Here is a 14,959-nt window from a genome sequence, read left to right as displayed (position 1 = left end):
TCTCCGTGTTCTCGGATGCGGACGGTGTGGAAATCGCAAAGGAGGGAAGGTGCGCAGGATGAGGTACGGAGCACGGCACCGAGCCGTGTGAGGGGAGGCAGGTCGATGACGGACGCGATCGCCGCGGAGCGTGTGACACAAAGGCCCTTGTCGTACGCGAGTGTCGACTACGACGGTACGGACGCCGACGACGGCATGGTCGCGTCCGCCCGCGACTTCACCGCCGACTTCCTCACCGCGTCCCCGGCCGCGGGACGGCGGCCGGTCGCCCGCGAGCGCGTCGACCTCGCGCGCCTGGTGGTCAGCGAGCTGGTGACCAACGCCGTGCGCCACGCGCCCGGCCCCTGCCGCCTGTTGCTCGAACTGTTCGAGGACGCTCTGGAGATCTCGGTGTTCGACTCGCTGGAGGCCTCTCCCGTCCCCCGGGGCCACGATCCCGGCCGCATCGGCCAGCACGGCGTCGAGATCGTCGTGGCCGTCTGCGAGAGCGTCGGCGTGGAGCCGCACCCCTCCGGCAAGCGGGTCAGGGCACGCCTCTCCCTCGTCTGAGGCCACCCGGACGAGGGCCTCGCACACCGCGAGAACAATTTTTTTGAAAACGTGCGCATGCTCCGTGGGAGTGGGGGTATGCGGGCCGTCCGGGGGAAGACGGGTTGTCTACTAAAGAGGGGGTCATCGGAGTGGCTACCACCATGCTGACCGATACGAAGACCGGCGTTGAGAGGACCATGGGGGGTCTTCCCGTACTCGAGGCCCCCGACAAGGTGGCGCCGAAGGACGCGCGTGAACTGTCGAAGGTGTTCTTCGACCGGATGGCGGTGCTGGAGGAGGGGACTCCCGAGTACCAGTACGCCCGCAACACGCTGATCGAGATGAACATGTCCCTCGTGCGCTACGCGGCCGGCCGCTTCCGGGCCCGCGGCGACGACATGGAGGACATCGTCCAGGTCGGCACCATCGGACTGATCAAGGCCATCGACCGCTTCGACATCTCCCGCGAGGTGGAGTTCACCACCTTCGCGGTCCCCTGCATCGTGGGGGAGATCAAGCGGTTCTTCCGTGACACCTCCTGGGCCGTCCACGTTCCCCGCCGTCTCCAGGAAGCGCGCGTGGAGCTCGCCAAGGCGACGGAGGAGCTCAGCTCCCGCCTCGGGCGCTCGCCGAGCGTGGCGGAGCTCTCGGCCCTGATGAACCTCTCCGAGGACGAGGTCATCGAGGCGCGGATCGCCTCCAACGGCTACAACTCCACCTCGCTCGACGCCACGGTCGGCGGCGAGGGCGAGGAGGGCGGCGCCATGCTCTCCGACCTGATAGGAGAAGAGGACCCGGCGCTCGGACTCTTCGAGGACTTCCACGCCCTCGCCCCCCTCGTCGCCGAACTCGGCGAGCGGGACCGCCTGCTGATCCACCTCCGGTTCGTCGAGGAACTGACGCAGTCGGAGATCGGCAAGAGGCTCGGCATCTCCCAGATGCAGGTCTCCCGGCTGCTCTCCCGCAACCTGGCCCGTCTCCGCAAGGGCATGCTCGCCCCCATGGAGTGACCCCTCCCGCTTCCCCACGGGAACCGAACGGCCTCACCGACCCCCCTTCCGGTGAGGCCGTTCCCCGTGTCACCGTCCCGGGGCGCCGCCGGGTCCGCCCGGACGCGGGAGGGCTCCGGGGCGGCCGACCTCTTGCCAGGGCCGTGAGCGGGCGAGCTATTTTGGGCCGCATGCAGCCAGAGCAGCCTTACGCCGCCCCCGCGCCCGTGGTCTCCGAGCAACCCCGCAACCGCACCAGAACCGTGGCCCTCTCCCTCATAGCCGGGCTCCTGCTCGGTGTCGCGGGGACGGGCGCCGTCTGGATGCTGAGCGGGGGCACCGCCTCCGCCGGAGAAGGCGCGGCCGCGGACGCGCACGCCGCGTGCCGGGCACTCGAAGGATTCGACCCGGCGAAGGCCACCGAGAACGGCGCCCCCGGCGAGATCGCCCTCAACCGCTACGCGGCGGCGAGCGCCCTCTCCACGGCGGCCTCGGCGGGGGACGCGCGGTACAAGCCGCTCGCCGAGGCCGTCCGCAGTTCCCGGGAACGGTTCTCCACCACCTTCGAGTTCAACGCGGAGGTGAAGAAGGAGCTGGACCGGGCCCGCGCCCTCTGCCAGGACCTGTAGCCCGGCCGGGGAAGAGCGTCATAGCGTGCCCGGGGCCGCCGCGCCCCGGTACCGGACGGTAGCCCCCTGTTCGGGGAAAGGGCCCGGAGTCGCGGACCCCGCGGACTATCGTGCCTTCCATGAGCCCGGACGAGATCGACCCCGGCCACGAGTGGCCCCTGCCTCCGCCCTGGATGTGGGACTGCGACGAGTGCGCCGGCCTCTACCGAACCATGCGGAGCGTCGGCGACCGGATCGCCGAACTCCGCCTCACCGGCGAACGGGGCGTCGACTGGGACCCGTTCGACAGCACCGTCACCACCCAGATCGCCCTCGGCACGCACCTCGCCGCCCACCACCGCGACCTCCTGCCCGACTGGGACCCCACCTGCGAGACCTGCGCCCGCCACCAGGAGCGGATCGCCCGCGAGCGGGAACCGGGCCCGCAGCGGGACCTCGTCGTCCGCTGCGGCGGCGAGCACCTCGCCCGCCACGTCTACGCCCCGCCCCGGACCGTCGGACTGCTCTGAAGCGGGCCGCTCAGGACACCGGTCCCGGCCCCTCCAGCTCCGCCAGCCGCACGGTGCACAGGCCCCCGCGCTCGGCCTCCACCTCCGTCACCTCCAGCCGGGTGCCCGGCGTGAGGATGTACTCCTCCTCGCCGGTGAACGCGGAGAACCGCCGGATCCCCACCGCCCGCGCCGGCGTCACCTCGAACAGGGTCCGCCTGCCCCGGCTTCCGAGGAACCCCCGGGCCACGGCCCGCTCGGACGTGCACGAGGACACGCCCCACCAGGTCACCGTCCGCCCCACCGGGTACTGGGACCGCAGGTCCAGCGCCACACCGCGCCACAGGGGCTGCTTCCGCGCCGGCAGCTCCGCCACCGCCGAGAACAGCAGCCGCAGGTACGGCAGGTACGGCACCAGCCGCTCCCGGTCGGGCGAACGCAGCACGGCGTTGATCTCGCGGTAGAACGCCGACTCGCACGTGTACAGGTGGAGGGCCGAGATCGCGTCGGCGGACAGCCCGCCGGCGTCCTCCGTCGACGCGGCCCTGGCCTCACCGAACAGGCCCGACCGCTCGATGTGCCCCTCCAGGTTCCGGAGCACCCGGGACACCGGCTCGACGGCCTTCCGGAAGTCCATCAGCGGAGTGTCGAACACGCCGGTGATCGGCGGCAGGACGAGGCCCTCGTCCTTGACGCTCGTGAGCCGCTCCAGATACAGCTGGTGCAGCTCCATCGTCGACGCGATGAACGCCCCCATCCGCTCCGCGACACCACCGCCCGCCGGCCCGCCGGCCCCCGCCGCCTCCCGGTCCCAGCCCTTCCGCGGCAGCCAGTCGACCGGCTCGGCCCCCACCGCCGCCAGCGCGTCGTTCACCCGGGAGAAGTGGTCGCCCTCGCAGAAGACGTCCCCCTGCGCCGCCGGATTCACGTGGTCCAGGTGCCGGACCTCGACCCCCGGGTACTTCTTCTCCAGCCGCTGGACGACCCGCTTCAGGCTCCGGGCGTGCGCGCCCCACCAGGCGAACACCACCCCCCGGTCCTCCTCCGCCGCCTCCTGCTTGGCCCGGAGGATCTCCTCGACGATCTGCTCGGCCACGGGCCGCCAGAACGCGGTGTGCCGGTCGGTCGGCACCGCCCCGTCCACGCTCGCCGTGAGGGACGCGTTCAGCAGCAGCACGCCCTGGGTGAGCATCGCCTGGAACCATTCCGGCGGCCGGACCGTGTCCTCCTTCTCCAACAGGGCCCGGACGTCGGCGATCGGCGTCTTCTTGACGATGCCGTACTTCCACATCGCGGCGGCCTTGATGAGGCAGCGGATGCTGACCACCCGGCCGAACTGGCTGTCCTTCCAGTCGCCGAAGGTGTTGTCGAACATCGCGATGCCGGTCGCGCTCTCCGCCCGCGGGTACGGATTCTGGCCGAAGGCGACCACCTTCCACTTGTGCGGCGGATGCGGCTTCAGCGCCTGGAACGTCAACTCCCGCACCGGCACCACCTCCGGGCTCCGCCCCGGGCCGATGAAGTCGGCGGCCCCCGGCCGCGCCGCGATCACCGGCCCGAGCAGCGGGAGCCACGGCTCGCCGCCGTCGGTGAACAGCTCGGCCAGCTTCAGCGGATCACCCGCGGCGGAGACGTCGGCGTCACTCATGAGGGCGGAACTCCCGGGATTCGGTACGGAGACGGGGGCGGACTGCGGAGCCCGCGAGCCCTGCGGGGCCTGCGGGTCAGCGGCGAAAGGAGGGCCGCCGCGGCACGTCGATCCGGACCCGCCGCGCGGACCCCGCTCCCCGGATGTCGTCGAGCTGCCCCAGTACCGCGGCCCTCAACTCGTCGTAGTCCGCGAACCCGTGGTCGTGGAACAGGGTGTAGCCCGTCCACATCAGATTGGCGCACACCTGCGCGGGCACCCGCCCCGTCTGCGCGCCGAGGCCCACCAGCGCCACCGACCGGATGCTGCCGGGCTCGACCCGGTTCCGCAGGTGCACCGCCTGGAACGCGGCCGCGCACGCCAGGGCCACGTTCATGGTCTCGCCGACGTCCTGCGAGGACTGGCGCATGGTCGGCGTCGAGATCAGGTACCGGGGCACGGCGGCCCCGGACGGGACGCACACCGCGCTGCCCACCGGCAGGCTCCCGTCGAACCGCTCGCGGATCGCCCGCTGCACCCGCACCTGGATGCCGGCGCCGAGGTGCCGCTTGACGACGGCGTCGACACCGCCGTCCATCCGGCCCTTCGCGTTGGTGGGGGACACCCACGCGTCGACGTCGGCGTCGAGGAGGGAGCCCCGCCGGATCTCGACCTCGGGCGTGTCCGCGAACGCGGACCGCCAGGCCGTCACCACCTCGGCGTTCACATCGACCAGTACGACCCTCAACGCATGCCGGACACCCACGAGTCCGCCCCTCTCGCACAGCTTCTCGAACAAGTCCCAAGCTATAGGCGCCCACTGACAACGCCCCGGCCGTCGAGCAGAGGGAGAGGGGGGAGGGGAAGGGAGAGGGAGGGAGAAGAGAGGGGAACGACGAAGGCGAGGAGATCGCTCTCCTCGCCTTGTTCAACTTATAGCGCACCGGGGGGCTTGCGGCAAGGCCCCGGTCGTGGCGCAGAATCGTCGGCCTCAGCCATGACCTGCGGAAAAGAGGGGCGCGATGAACGCGCGGTACGTGTGGGACCTTCGGGAGATCGACGAGACGCAGGTCGCGGTCGTCGGGGGCAAGGGCGCGCACCTGGGCGCGCTGTCGCGGATCGACGGCGTCCGCGTACCGGCCGGTTTCTGCGTGACGACGGACGCCTTCCGGCTGGCCGTGGAGGGGACGCCGTCGATCGGCGGTCTGCTCGACCGGCTGTCCCGTCTGGAGCCGGACGACCGGGAGGCGACCCGCGCGCTCGCCGCGGAGATCCGCCGGGCCGTCGAGGCGGCCGCCGTCCCGGACGACGTCGCGGAGGCGATCACGGGCGCGCTGGTCCGGTTCGGCGAGCACGAGGCCTACGCCGTCCGCTCCAGCGCCACGGCGGAGGACCTGCCGACGGCCTCCTTCGCCGGGCAGCAGGACAGCCATCTGAACGTCGTGGGGACGGCGGAGGTCCTCCGGCACGTCAGCCGCTGCTGGGCCTCGCTGTTCACCGAGCGGGCCGTGGCCTACCGCCGGCGCCACGGCATCGACCACCGCACGGTCCGCATGGCCGTGGTCGTCCAGCGGATGGCCTTCCCCCACGCGGCCGGCGTCCTGTTCACGGCCGACCCCGTCACGGGCGACCGGAAGGCCGCCACGGTGGACGCCGGTCTCGGGCTCGGCGAGGCCCTGGTCTCCGGCCTGGTGAACCCGGACGTCTTCACCGTGCGGGACGACGAGGTCGTCGCCGCGACGATCGCCGTCAAACGCAGTGCCGTCCAGCCCCTCCCCGGCGGCGGCACGCGCGAGGTGGAGGTCGACGCGGTGCGGCGGGAGCAGCCGGCGCTGACCCACGCGCAGGTCCTGCGGCTCGTACGGCTCGGGCGGCGGATCGAGGCGCACTTCGGCCGTCCGCAGGACATCGAGTGGTGCCTGGTCGACGACGACTTCCGGATCGTCCAGAGCCGGCCGATCACGACGCTGTTCCCCGTTCCCGAGAGCGGCGACCGGGACAACCACGTCTACGTCTCGGTCGGTCACCAGCAGATGATGACCGACGCCATGAAGCCCCTGGGGTACTCCCTGTGGCAGCTGACGGCCATGGTGCCGATGCACGAGGCCGGCGGGAGGCTGTTCGTCGACGTCACCCGGCGCCTGGCCTCGCCCGCGAGCCGCGCCGGCCTCCTGGAGGTCATCGGGAGGGGCGACCCCCTGATCAGGGACGCCCTGGAGACCGTCCTCGGCCGCGACGGCTTCGTCCCGTCGCTGCCGGACGCCGGTCCCGGCGCGCCCGCGGCCGGCGGGGCGCCCGCCCCCGTCGAGACCGATCCGGCGATCGTCACCGGACTGATCGGGCGCAGCCGGGCGTCCGTCGCCGCCCTGGAGCGCGACATCCGGACGAAGAGCGGACCGGAGCTGTTCGACTTCCTCCTCGAAGCCTTCGAGGAGCACAAGCGGGTCCTCGGCGACCCGCTGAGCTTCCAGGTGCTCACGGCGGGCATGGAGGCCACCTGGTGGCTCAACGACAAGCTGCTGGAGTGGCTGGGCGAGAAGAACGCGGCCGACGCGCTGACGCTGTCCGCCCCCGGCAACGTCACGTCGGAGATGGGCCTCGCCCTGCTCGACGTCGCCGACGCGATCCGTCCCCACCCGGAGGTCGTGGAGTTCCTGGGCCGCGTCGAGGACGACGACTTCCTGGACGGGCTGCCGAAGCTGCCGGGCGGGGCCGGGGCGCGCGACGCCGTCGAGGCCTACCTCGACCGGTACGGCATGCGCTGCGTCGGCGAGATCGACATCACCCGGCCGCGCTGGCGCGAGCGCCCCGCCGCGCTCGTGCCAGCGATCCTCGACAACGTCAGGAACTTCGGGCCGGGCGCCGCCGAGCGGCGCTTCGAGCAGGGACTGCGGACGGCGCGGGAGAAGGAGCGGGACGTGCTGACCCGCCTGCGGGCCCTGCCCGACGGGGAGCGGAAGGCCGAGGAGACCCAGCGGATGATCGACCGGGTCCGGGCCTTCGTCGGATACCGCGAATATCCGAAGTACGGCATCGTCAGCCGCTCCTTCGTCTACAAGCGGGCCCTGATGGAGGAGGCGGAGCGGCTCGTGCGGGCCGGGGTCCTCGCCGACGCGGAGGACGTCTTCTACCTCACGTTCCAGGAGTTCCACGAGGCCGTGCGGACGCGGCGGGTGGACGAGGGGCTCGTCCGGCGGCGGGAGGAGGCGTTCCGGGCGTACCGGGCGCTCACCCCGCCCCGGGTGCTGACCTCGGACGGCGAGGCCCTCAACGGGTCCTACCGGCGGGACGACGTCCCGGCCGGCGCCCTCGTCGGCCTGCCGGTCTCCGCCGGCACCGTCGAGGGCCGGGCCCGCGTCGTCCTCGACATGGAGGAGGCCGACCTGGAGGCGGGCGACATCCTGGTCACGGCCTTCACGGACCCCAGCTGGTCAACCGTGTTCGTCGGCGTCGCCGGCCTGGTGACGGAGGTGGGCGGCCTGATGACCCACGGCGCGGTGATCGCCCGGGAGTACGGCCTGCCGGCCGTCGTGGGCCTGGACGGGGCCACCCGGCTGATCGCGGACGGGCAGCGGATCCGCGTCCACGGGACCGACGGGTACGTCGAGATCCTGTCGTGAGGCCCGCACCGCCCCCGTCACCGCGTCCGCGTCACCGCCCCTCCGCCGCCCCGTCCCCGTCACCGCGTCCCGTCCGCACCGGCCGCCGCAGCAGATAGGCGGCCGCGCAGGCGACGAGCAGCAGCATGCAGCCGGTGAACACCAGGCCCGCCCGCTCCAGACCGAGCGGGCCGGTCAGGAGGCCGACGCCGATCACGGGGAGGGAGATGCCCGTGTACGCGACCAGGAACAGGGTCGAGATCACCGCCGCGCGCCGTTCCTCCGGCGCGGCCCCGGCGACGGCGGACAGGGCCGCGCGGAAGGTCAGGCCCTGTCCGGTGCCGCCGACGACGGCGGCCAGGACGACCAGGACGAGCAGGTCGGCGGCGAGCGCGCCCGCCAGGAGGGCCAGACCGGCGAAGAGCACGGCGCAGCCCAGGGGCAGGGACCGGGGCACCCCGACCCGGTCGACGGCGAGCTGCCCGGCGGTGGAGGAGAAGAAGGCGAGGGCCACGACCAGGCCGGTCACGGCGTGGTTGTCCACGTGCAGGAAGCGGGCGAGGAAGGCGGGGCTGACCGAGGTGAACACCCCGAACAGGGCGAAGCCCACGAAGGAGGCGAGCGCCGCCGGCACGAACACCGGGCGGACCGGCGCGGGCAGGGCGGGCCACCGGGGCCGTACGGCGGACAGGGGCCGGCGCTCCCGTACGGTCTCCGGCAGCCGCAGGACGACCGCGGCCGAGAGGACCGCCAGGGCGAGGTGCACGGCGAACGGCAGCAGCAGCGGCTCGGGGGCGTACTGCGCGAGCAGCCCGGCGAGCAGGGGGCCGCAGCCGAGACCGCCCATGTTGGCGGCCGTCGCCACGAGCGTCGCCCGGGGCGCGCCGCCCGGCGGGGCCAGGTCCATGACGTAGGCGGTGGCGGCGCCCGTGAACAGGCCCGCCGAGAGGCCCGAGAGCAGCCGGCCCGCGTACAGCCACCCCAGGCCGTCGGCGCACAGGAAGCAGACGGCGCTCGCCACCGCGAAGCCGAGGCCCCACAGCAGCGTCGGCCGTCTGCCGACCGTGTCCGAGACGTTGCCCGCGAGCAGCAGCACGCCGATGACCCCGAAGGCGTACACGGCGTACACCACGGTCACCGTCAGCTCGGAGAAACCGAACTCCTCCTGGTAGAGCGGGTAGAGGGGCGTCGGCAGCGTGGTGCCCGCCATCCCCACGACGAACACGGCCCCGCCGAGCAGGCACCGGAGCCACCCTTGACGATCACCAACCATGCCGCCGACCGTAACCCCGGTGCCGGACCCGGCGCGGGACCCCGGGTCAGCGCGCGCCGAAGACCTGGGTCCAGTAGGGGCCGCCGTCGCCCGTGTGCAGGCCGACGCCCAGCTCCTTGAACGAGCAGTTCAGTATGTTCGCGCGGTGGCCGGGGCTGTTCATCCAGGCCTCCATCACCTGCTCCGCCGTCTGCTGGCCCATCGCGATGTTCTCGCCGTACGTGGACCAGCCGTATCCGGTGGCCGTGACGCGCTCGCCGGGTCCCGCGCCGTCCGGGTTGGTGTGGTCGAAGAAGTCCCGCGCGGCCATGTCGTCGGAGTGGCCCTGGGCGGCCTTGGCCAGGAGGGAGTTCCCGGTGACGGCGCCGCAGCCCTCCTTGGCCCGCTCGGCGTTGACCAGGGCGATCACCTGCTCCTCGACGGAGGTGTGGCCGGAGTCCTGCTTCGTGGCCGTGGGGCGGCTCGGGGTCGTCGGCTCCTTCGTGACGGGCGCCTGGGTGGGCCTGCGGGTCGGCTTGTCCGCGGTCGGCCGCGGGGTCTGCGGGGCGGCGGCCGTCGTGGTGGCCGGGGCCGGGGCCGAGGCCGACGGCGTGACCTTGGGCTTGGTGGAGACGCTCTTGCTGGGGCGCGGCGAGCCCGAGGGCGTGGCCGTCGGCGTGACCGCGGCCGAGGCGGTGGCCGTCGTGGGGGACGAGGCCGGTGCCGACGCGGAGATCGTGAGGTCCACGGTCGAGGCGCGCGGCGCGTCCAGGGCCGTCAGGTCGTCCTCGTCGGGGCCGTTGACCAGGGTGAAGGCACCGCCGGTGACGGCGGCCACCGCCATGCTCGCGGCGATGGCCACGCGCCGGCGGCCGCGCTGCTGCTCCTGTCGCCTGCGGCGCCGCGCGTTGCGGGCGCCGCGGGCGCCGAGGGCGGGGGAGGGGCTCGGCCCGGACGCTCCCGCCGACTCGTACCCGGCCGGCTCCGCCGGTTCGTGGGCGTACGCGGCCGTCTCCGTCGGCTCGTGGGCGTACCCGGGCGTCTCCACCGTTTCGTACGCGTACGCGGGGGATTCCGTCGATTCGTAGCCGGACGGGCCCGCCGGTGCGTACCCGGTCGGCCCGGCCGTCTCGTAACCGGTCGTTCCCGGCTGCTGGTACCCGTCCTGGTACCCGGCCGGGTGGCCGGTCTCGTATCCGGTCCCGTATCCGGCGGCCTGGTGACCGGCCGTCCCCGCCGGCTCGTACGAGGCGTACGCGGGCGCGCCGGCCGGGGCGGTCGCGTACGCGAGGTCGAAGCCCGCCCGCTCGCGGAGGGTCGCGAGCAGCAGCCCGGCCGGGGGGACGAGCAGCAGTCCCGCGAGCAGGCCCTCGGCCGGGTAGAGGCCGTGGGACAGGCCGGCGCAGTGCACGCACGCGCGGGCGTGCCTGGCTATTCGCTTGCGCCAGAGCCCGGAGGGGCGGCCGTCCCATCCGCCGAGCTCGTACCTCAGGTCGGGGCACAGCGGGTTCTCCGTGAGCGCCCGCACGACGACGCGGGCGGCGTCCAGCTGCGTCTTCATGCGCTGGACGCGCACCGCCGTGTGCTCCGGGGACAGCTGGAGGGCCGAGGCCACCTCGTAGCGGGTCAGGTCGCCCGTGCACTCCAGCCACCACAGGGACAGCAGGGCCCTGTCGTCCGGCTCCAGCCAGCGGGTCGCCTCGGCGGTCTCGCGCCGCTGGCCGGACAGGTTCAGCCGGACCACGGTCAGGCCGACGAAGTCGGCGCCCGGCTGGGGCAGGTCGCGGGCGTCGTCGAGGCCGCCCGCGACGAAGGAGTGCTGCTGCCGGTGCCAGTGGCCGCGGACGACGTTCATGGCGATGGCCACCAGCCAGGACCTGAAGCTGTCCGGGGCGCGCAGGCCGCCGAGCCCGCCGAGCGCCCGCAGCATCGTCTCCTGCACGACGTCGTCCACGTCGTGGTGACCGTTCATCGCCCGGCCCACGATGTTGTAGACCAGCGGCAGGTGGTGGGCGAGGAGCTGGTCCTGGGCCTGCGGATCCCCGCTCTGCGCCGCCCTGACCAGCTCCGTGAGCTGCTGTGTACTCATGCTCGAATCACCCTGCCTGTTCCGGTCGTCCTCGGGGGCCAACACATGGGAGACCACCGGGCGCCGGGCCGATAACAGAAACCCCCCGGCTTTCCGGAACGCATTCGGGAAGCGGGGGTCGGCCGGGCCTGTCCGGTGGTCCTTCGGGGCGGTAGTGGAACGCCGTGGTCCGTGGGCACGCCGGAGAGGAGGACGGGGGACACGCGGACCTCCTCGGCGTGCGGACGGAGCGCCCGGACGCGGCCGGCCCGGGCGGGAAGCGCGCACCACGGTAGCGGACGGTCCGCGGGCGCGGGCCGCCGGGCGCCGGACAGGCGTCGGCCCCGTCCTCGTCGAGAGCGAGGGCGGGGCCGTGTGCGGGGCCCTTCGGCGGGCCGTGCGCGCGTCGTGCGAGAGCCGTGCGCGGATCGGTGCGTGGGGCCGGGTGACCTGGCCTCACGTCCTTACGCGTGGCGTCGCGAGTTGCCGGTGACGAGACGGTAGACGAGCAGCAGGATCACCGAGCCGATGACGGCCGCGATCCAGGTCGACAGCTCGAAGAAGCCGTCGACGGAGTCGACCCCGAAGATCACCTTGCCGAGCCAGCCGCCGAGGAGACCGCCCGCGATGCCGAGCAGCGTGGTGATGATGAACCCGCCCGGGTCGCGGCCCGGGGTCAGGGCCTTCGCGATGAGGCCGGCCAGCAGTCCGATGATGATCCAGGCGATGATTCCCATGATTCCCGTCTCCTTCGCGTGTGCCGTTCGGCTCGTTCCGTGCTTATCGAACGCTTACATCGAACGCATGCGCGGAATCGGCGGATCCAAACGCCCCCGGCGTCATCACGTGTCGGTGGGGGAGGACGGCCGCGCCGTCGACAGGGGCTCCGCGATGTCCTCCAGGGAGCGCCGCTCGGCGTTGACCGCCAGGAAGGCGGCGACGAGACCGGCCGCGCACATCAGCCCGGCGCCGATCTGGAAGGCGAGGACCGTGTCGCCGACGACGCCGGACTCGGTGAGCTCCGCGAAGATCAGCGGCCCGCTGATGCCGCCGGCCGCCGTGCCGAGGGCGTAGAAGAAGGCGATGGCCATCGCGCGGGTCTCCATGGGGAAGATCTCGGAGACGGTCAGGTACGCGCTGGAGGCGCCCGCCGACGCGAAGAACAGCACCACGCACCAGCAGGCGGTCAGCGTGGTGGCGCTCAGCGAGCCGCTGTCGAAGAGCCAGGCGGTGCCGAACAGCAGGATGCCGGAGAGCAGGTACGTCGAGGAGATCATGATCCGGCGGCCGACCGTGTCGAAGAGCTTGCCGAGGAGCAGCGGCCCCATGAAGTTGCCCGCGGCGATCACGGCGAAGTAGTAGCCGGTGCTGCCCGTGGGCACGTCGAAGAACGTGATCAGGATGGTGCCGAAGCCGAAGGTGATGGCGTTGTAGAGGAACGCCTGCCCGATGAAGAGCGACAGCCCGAGGACCGCCCGGCGCGGATACGTGTGGAACACCGTCTTGGCGATCAGGCCGAAGCCGATGCTCTTGCGCTGGTGGATGGTGATCTCGCGGTCCGGCGGGGGCAGCGGGACGCCCTTCTCCTCCTCGATCTCCTTCTCCACCGAGCCGACGAGTCTCTCCGCCTCGTCGCCGTAGCCGTGGATGAACTGCCACCGCGGGCTCTCCGGGACGTGCCGGCGCACCAGCAGGATGACCAGGCCGAGGACGACGCCGAGGGCGAAGCTGAGCCGCCAGCCGAGGTCCTTCGGGAAGATGTCGGTGTCCAGCATCACGACGGACAGCAGGGAACCGCCGATCGCGCCCAGCCAGTAGCTTCCGTTGATGATGAGGTCGACCCGGCCGCGGTAGTGCGAGGGGATCAGCTCGTCGATGGCGGAGTTGATCGCCGCGTACTCGCCGCCGATGCCGAAGCCGGTGAGGAACCGGAAGAGGAAGAACCACCAGGACTCGAACGACAGCGCCGTCATCGCGGTCGCCGCCAGATAGACGACCAGCGTCACCATGAAGAGCCGTTTGCGGCCGTAGCGGTCGGTGAGCCAGCCGAAGAACAGCGCGCCGGAGCAGGCTCCGGCCACGTACAGGGCCGCGGCGACGCCGGTGATCTGCGCGGCGGTGATGTCGAGGCCGCTGCCGTCCTCGGCGATGCGGCCGGCGACGTTGCCGACGATCGTGACCTCCAGGCCGTCCAGGATCCAGACGGTGCCGAGACCGATCACGATCATCCAGTGCCATCGCGACCACGGGAGCCGGTCGAGGCGGGCCGGTACGGCGGTGGTGACCGTCGATTCCCCGGGGCCTGGTGAGGAGGCCTGTGACACTTCAGAAGCCATGGTTCTCTCTCCGTCGCGTGCCCCCCGGCGACCCCCTCAGGCCGAGTTCCCTGAACCGGTCGTTCCATGCGGCCGCGCGACCCACCGGGGCCGGACGGTCACGGAGAGGCGCGGTCCGCCGGGTCGACGAGCAGGGCCAGGGCGGCGGCGTGCCCCTCGAACGGGGGCAGGTCGACGAGACGGAGGCCCGGGACCGGGGCCGGCCGGTCTGCGGCGCCCACGTACGGGTCGGCGGCGCCCCGCGCCAGGCCCACCCCCGAGACCTTGAGCGCGGCTTCCTTCCGGGCCCAGCAACGGGCGAACGCGGCCGGCCGGACGGCGGCCGGGAGACCGTCCAGCTCCGCCCGCTCGCGCGGATGCAGGGCGCTCGTCATGTCCCGGACCAGACTGTCCGCCGGGACCGTCTCGACGTCCACGCCGACCGGCACCGGCGCGACCGCCACCAGGACCCGGTCACCCGAGTGGGAGAGCGAGAAGTGCACGTCGTGTCCCCGGAGGTACGGCTTGCCGTGCGGGCCGCCGCAGCCGGCGCACGGCTGCCGGAGGAAGACGAGGCGTTCCGGGGGCTCGCCCACGTGACGGCCCAGGACGAGCCGGAGCAGCACGTGGGCGACCCGGTAGCGGTCGGTGTCGACCGGGAACAGGAAGCGGGCGGCCCGGGCGCGCTCCTCGTCGTCGAGCACGGACGCGAGCGCGCGGGCCGGTGCCGCGGCCTCCGACACGGTGGCCGCCACCACCCCCGGGTGGCCCGGGACTTCCTCGTAGAGCATGACGGGTCAGAATACCCGCTCGGTGGTCGTGACGACGGCGCAGCGGCCCGCCGCCCACTCCAGGGCCATCCGGTGCTCGCGCTCGGAGAAGTCGGCCACGGCGTCCGCGACGACGAAGGCCTGGACGTCGCTCATCCACGCGTCGCAGGCCGTCATCAGGACCCCGATGTGCGCGTACACGCCGGTGACCACGAGCTGGTCGCGGCCCTGCTCGCGCAGGAGCTCCAGGAGGTCGGTGCGGACGAAGGCGCTGTACTTCCACTTGGTGAGGCGGATGTCGCCGGGCTCGGGCGCGACGGCGTCCGCGATCGCCACGGCGCGCGGGTCGTCCGGGACGCCGGGACCCCAGAAGTCCTGCTGGAGGCCGCGCTGCTCGGGCGTCTGGCCGCCGGGCTGGGCGGTGTAGACGACGGGCACGCCGAGCCGGGCGGCCTCCTCGCGGAGCCGGTTCAGGTTGGCGAGCAGCGCGGTGAGCGGCTCGGCGCCGTCGTCGAACGGGGCCAGGAAGTGGTTCTGGAGGTCGTGCACGAGGAGCACGGCGCGGTCCGGGTCGACGGTCCAGTCCACCCGGTTGGCCGGCAGGTCGCCGGGGCGGGGCATCGGGTAGGGCGGGACGGCGGGGAGGCTCATGACGGTCCGTTTCGGAGGGATGGGGAGGTGAGGGCGGGGT

13 protein-coding genes are annotated in these 14,959 nt (G+C 72.8%); 5 read left to right on the top strand and 8 right to left on the bottom strand.

Annotated features, from left to right (window positions below; all coding sequences use genetic code 11):
- The first annotated feature begins 147 nt into the window (after positions 1–147).
- The 4 genes from ADL08_RS17220 (at position 148) to ADL08_RS17205 (ending at position 2,658) form a co-directional block, all read left to right on the top strand.
- Complete coding sequence (locus tag ADL08_RS17220) at positions 148–549, top strand: ATP-binding protein (protein ID WP_234352163.1); 402 nt, start codon at positions 148–150, stop codon at positions 547–549.
- Positions 550–728: 179 nt separating this feature from the next.
- Positions 729–1,541, top strand: coding sequence for an RNA polymerase sigma factor SigF (locus ADL08_RS17215; RefSeq protein ID WP_234352167.1), 813 nt, complete (start codon positions 729–731; stop codon positions 1,539–1,541).
- A gap of 170 nt (positions 1,542–1,711) precedes the next feature.
- Positions 1,712–2,149, top strand: coding sequence for a hypothetical protein (locus ADL08_RS17210; RefSeq protein WP_159043098.1), 438 nt, complete (start codon positions 1,712–1,714; stop codon positions 2,147–2,149).
- 119 nt (positions 2,150–2,268) lie between these two features.
- Positions 2,269–2,658: a hypothetical protein gene (locus ADL08_RS17205; protein WP_053643844.1), complete on the top strand. Its 390-nt coding sequence runs from the start codon at positions 2,269–2,271 to the stop codon at positions 2,656–2,658.
- Positions 2,659–2,668: 10 nt separating this feature from the next.
- Here the strand turns inward: ADL08_RS17205 and ADL08_RS17200 are convergent, their stop codons facing one another.
- Together ADL08_RS17200 and ADL08_RS17195 are read right to left on the bottom strand one after the other, a co-directional pair.
- Positions 2,669–4,285 (bottom strand): ADP-ribosyltransferase domain-containing protein, encoded by a 1,617-nt coding sequence (locus ADL08_RS17200; RefSeq protein ID WP_053643842.1) that lies wholly within the window; start codon positions 4,283–4,285, stop codon positions 2,669–2,671.
- Positions 4,286–4,361: 76 nt separating this feature from the next.
- Complete coding sequence (locus tag ADL08_RS17195; protein WP_053643840.1) at positions 4,362–5,030, bottom strand: macro domain-containing protein; 669 nt, start codon at positions 5,028–5,030, stop codon at positions 4,362–4,364.
- A 256-nt stretch (positions 5,031–5,286) separates the two neighbouring features.
- On the opposite strand from ADL08_RS17195, the gene rph reads away from it, so the two are divergent.
- The gene (gene rph / locus ADL08_RS17190) at positions 5,287–7,884 is read left to right on the top strand and encodes a rifamycin-inactivating phosphotransferase (RefSeq protein WP_053643838.1); all 2,598 of its coding nucleotides are present in this window, start codon (positions 5,287–5,289) and stop codon (positions 7,882–7,884) included.
- Positions 7,885–7,915: 31 nt separating this feature from the next.
- Here rph and ADL08_RS17185 read toward each other — a convergent pair whose 3' ends face one another.
- The 6 genes from ADL08_RS17185 to ADL08_RS17160 all read right to left on the bottom strand — a co-directional run bounded on the left by ADL08_RS17185 (position 7,916) and on the right by ADL08_RS17160 (position 14,919).
- A complete protein-coding gene (locus tag ADL08_RS17185) occupies positions 7,916–9,136 on the bottom strand; it encodes an MFS transporter (RefSeq protein ID WP_053643836.1) in 1,221 nt (406 codons plus the stop codon).
- 46 nt (positions 9,137–9,182) lie between these two features.
- Complete coding sequence (locus tag ADL08_RS17180) at positions 9,183–11,204, bottom strand: sigma-70 family RNA polymerase sigma factor (RefSeq protein ID WP_053643834.1); 2,022 nt, start codon at positions 11,202–11,204, stop codon at positions 9,183–9,185.
- 443 nt (positions 11,205–11,647) lie between these two features.
- On the bottom strand, positions 11,648–11,920 hold the full coding sequence (locus tag ADL08_RS17175) for a GlsB/YeaQ/YmgE family stress response membrane protein (protein WP_053643831.1): 273 nt from the start codon (positions 11,918–11,920) through the stop codon (positions 11,648–11,650).
- A 105-nt stretch (positions 11,921–12,025) separates the two neighbouring features.
- The gene (locus tag ADL08_RS17170; RefSeq protein WP_053643829.1) at positions 12,026–13,519 is read right to left on the bottom strand and encodes an MFS transporter; all 1,494 of its coding nucleotides are present in this window, start codon (positions 13,517–13,519) and stop codon (positions 12,026–12,028) included.
- A gap of 98 nt (positions 13,520–13,617) precedes the next feature.
- Positions 13,618–14,289, bottom strand: coding sequence for a 4'-phosphopantetheinyl transferase family protein (locus ADL08_RS17165; protein WP_053643827.1), 672 nt, complete (start codon positions 14,287–14,289; stop codon positions 13,618–13,620).
- 6 nt (positions 14,290–14,295) lie between these two features.
- Positions 14,296–14,919 carry an isochorismatase family protein gene (locus tag ADL08_RS17160; RefSeq protein WP_053643824.1) on the bottom strand — a complete coding sequence of 208 codons (624 nt, stop codon included), beginning with the start codon at positions 14,917–14,919 and terminating at the stop codon, positions 14,296–14,298.
- Positions 14,920–14,959: the final 40 nt, after the last annotated feature.

Origin of the sequence: Streptomyces sp. NRRL F-6492, assembly GCF_001280125.1 — a bacterium.
Taxonomy (GTDB): domain Bacteria; phylum Actinomycetota; class Actinomycetes; order Streptomycetales; family Streptomycetaceae; genus Streptomyces.
The sequence above is the reverse complement of the archived record's forward strand: the minus strand, read 5'-3'. Positions and strand labels throughout refer to the sequence as shown.

Excerpts from the sequence above, each read along its gene's own strand:
- ADL08_RS17165 (WP_053643827.1), bottom strand. The coding sequence starts at position 14,289 with ATGCTCTACGAGGAAGTCCCGGGCCACCCGGGGGTGGTGGCGGCCACC.
- ADL08_RS17210 (WP_159043098.1), top strand. The coding sequence starts at position 1,712 with ATGCAGCCAGAGCAGCCTTACGCCGCCCCCGCGCCCGTGGTCTCCGAG.
- ADL08_RS17175 (WP_053643831.1), bottom strand. The coding sequence starts at position 11,920 with ATGGGAATCATCGCCTGGATCATCATCGGACTGCTGGCCGGCCTCATC.
- ADL08_RS17205 (WP_053643844.1), top strand. The coding sequence starts at position 2,269 with ATGAGCCCGGACGAGATCGACCCCGGCCACGAGTGGCCCCTGCCTCCG.
- ADL08_RS17215 (WP_234352167.1), top strand. The coding sequence starts at position 729 with ATGGGGGGTCTTCCCGTACTCGAGGCCCCCGACAAGGTGGCGCCGAAG.
- ADL08_RS17185 (WP_053643836.1), bottom strand. The coding sequence starts at position 9,136 with ATGGTTGGTGATCGTCAAGGGTGGCTCCGGTGCCTGCTCGGCGGGGCC.
- rph (WP_053643838.1), top strand. The coding sequence starts at position 5,287 with ATGAACGCGCGGTACGTGTGGGACCTTCGGGAGATCGACGAGACGCAG.
- ADL08_RS17170 (WP_053643829.1), bottom strand. The coding sequence starts at position 13,519 with ATGGCTTCTGAAGTGTCACAGGCCTCCTCACCAGGCCCCGGGGAATCG.
- ADL08_RS17180 (WP_053643834.1), bottom strand. The coding sequence starts at position 11,204 with ATGAGTACACAGCAGCTCACGGAGCTGGTCAGGGCGGCGCAGAGCGGG.
- ADL08_RS17160 (WP_053643824.1), bottom strand. The coding sequence starts at position 14,919 with ATGAGCCTCCCCGCCGTCCCGCCCTACCCGATGCCCCGCCCCGGCGAC.
- ADL08_RS17200 (WP_053643842.1), bottom strand. The coding sequence starts at position 4,285 with ATGAGTGACGCCGACGTCTCCGCCGCGGGTGATCCGCTGAAGCTGGCC.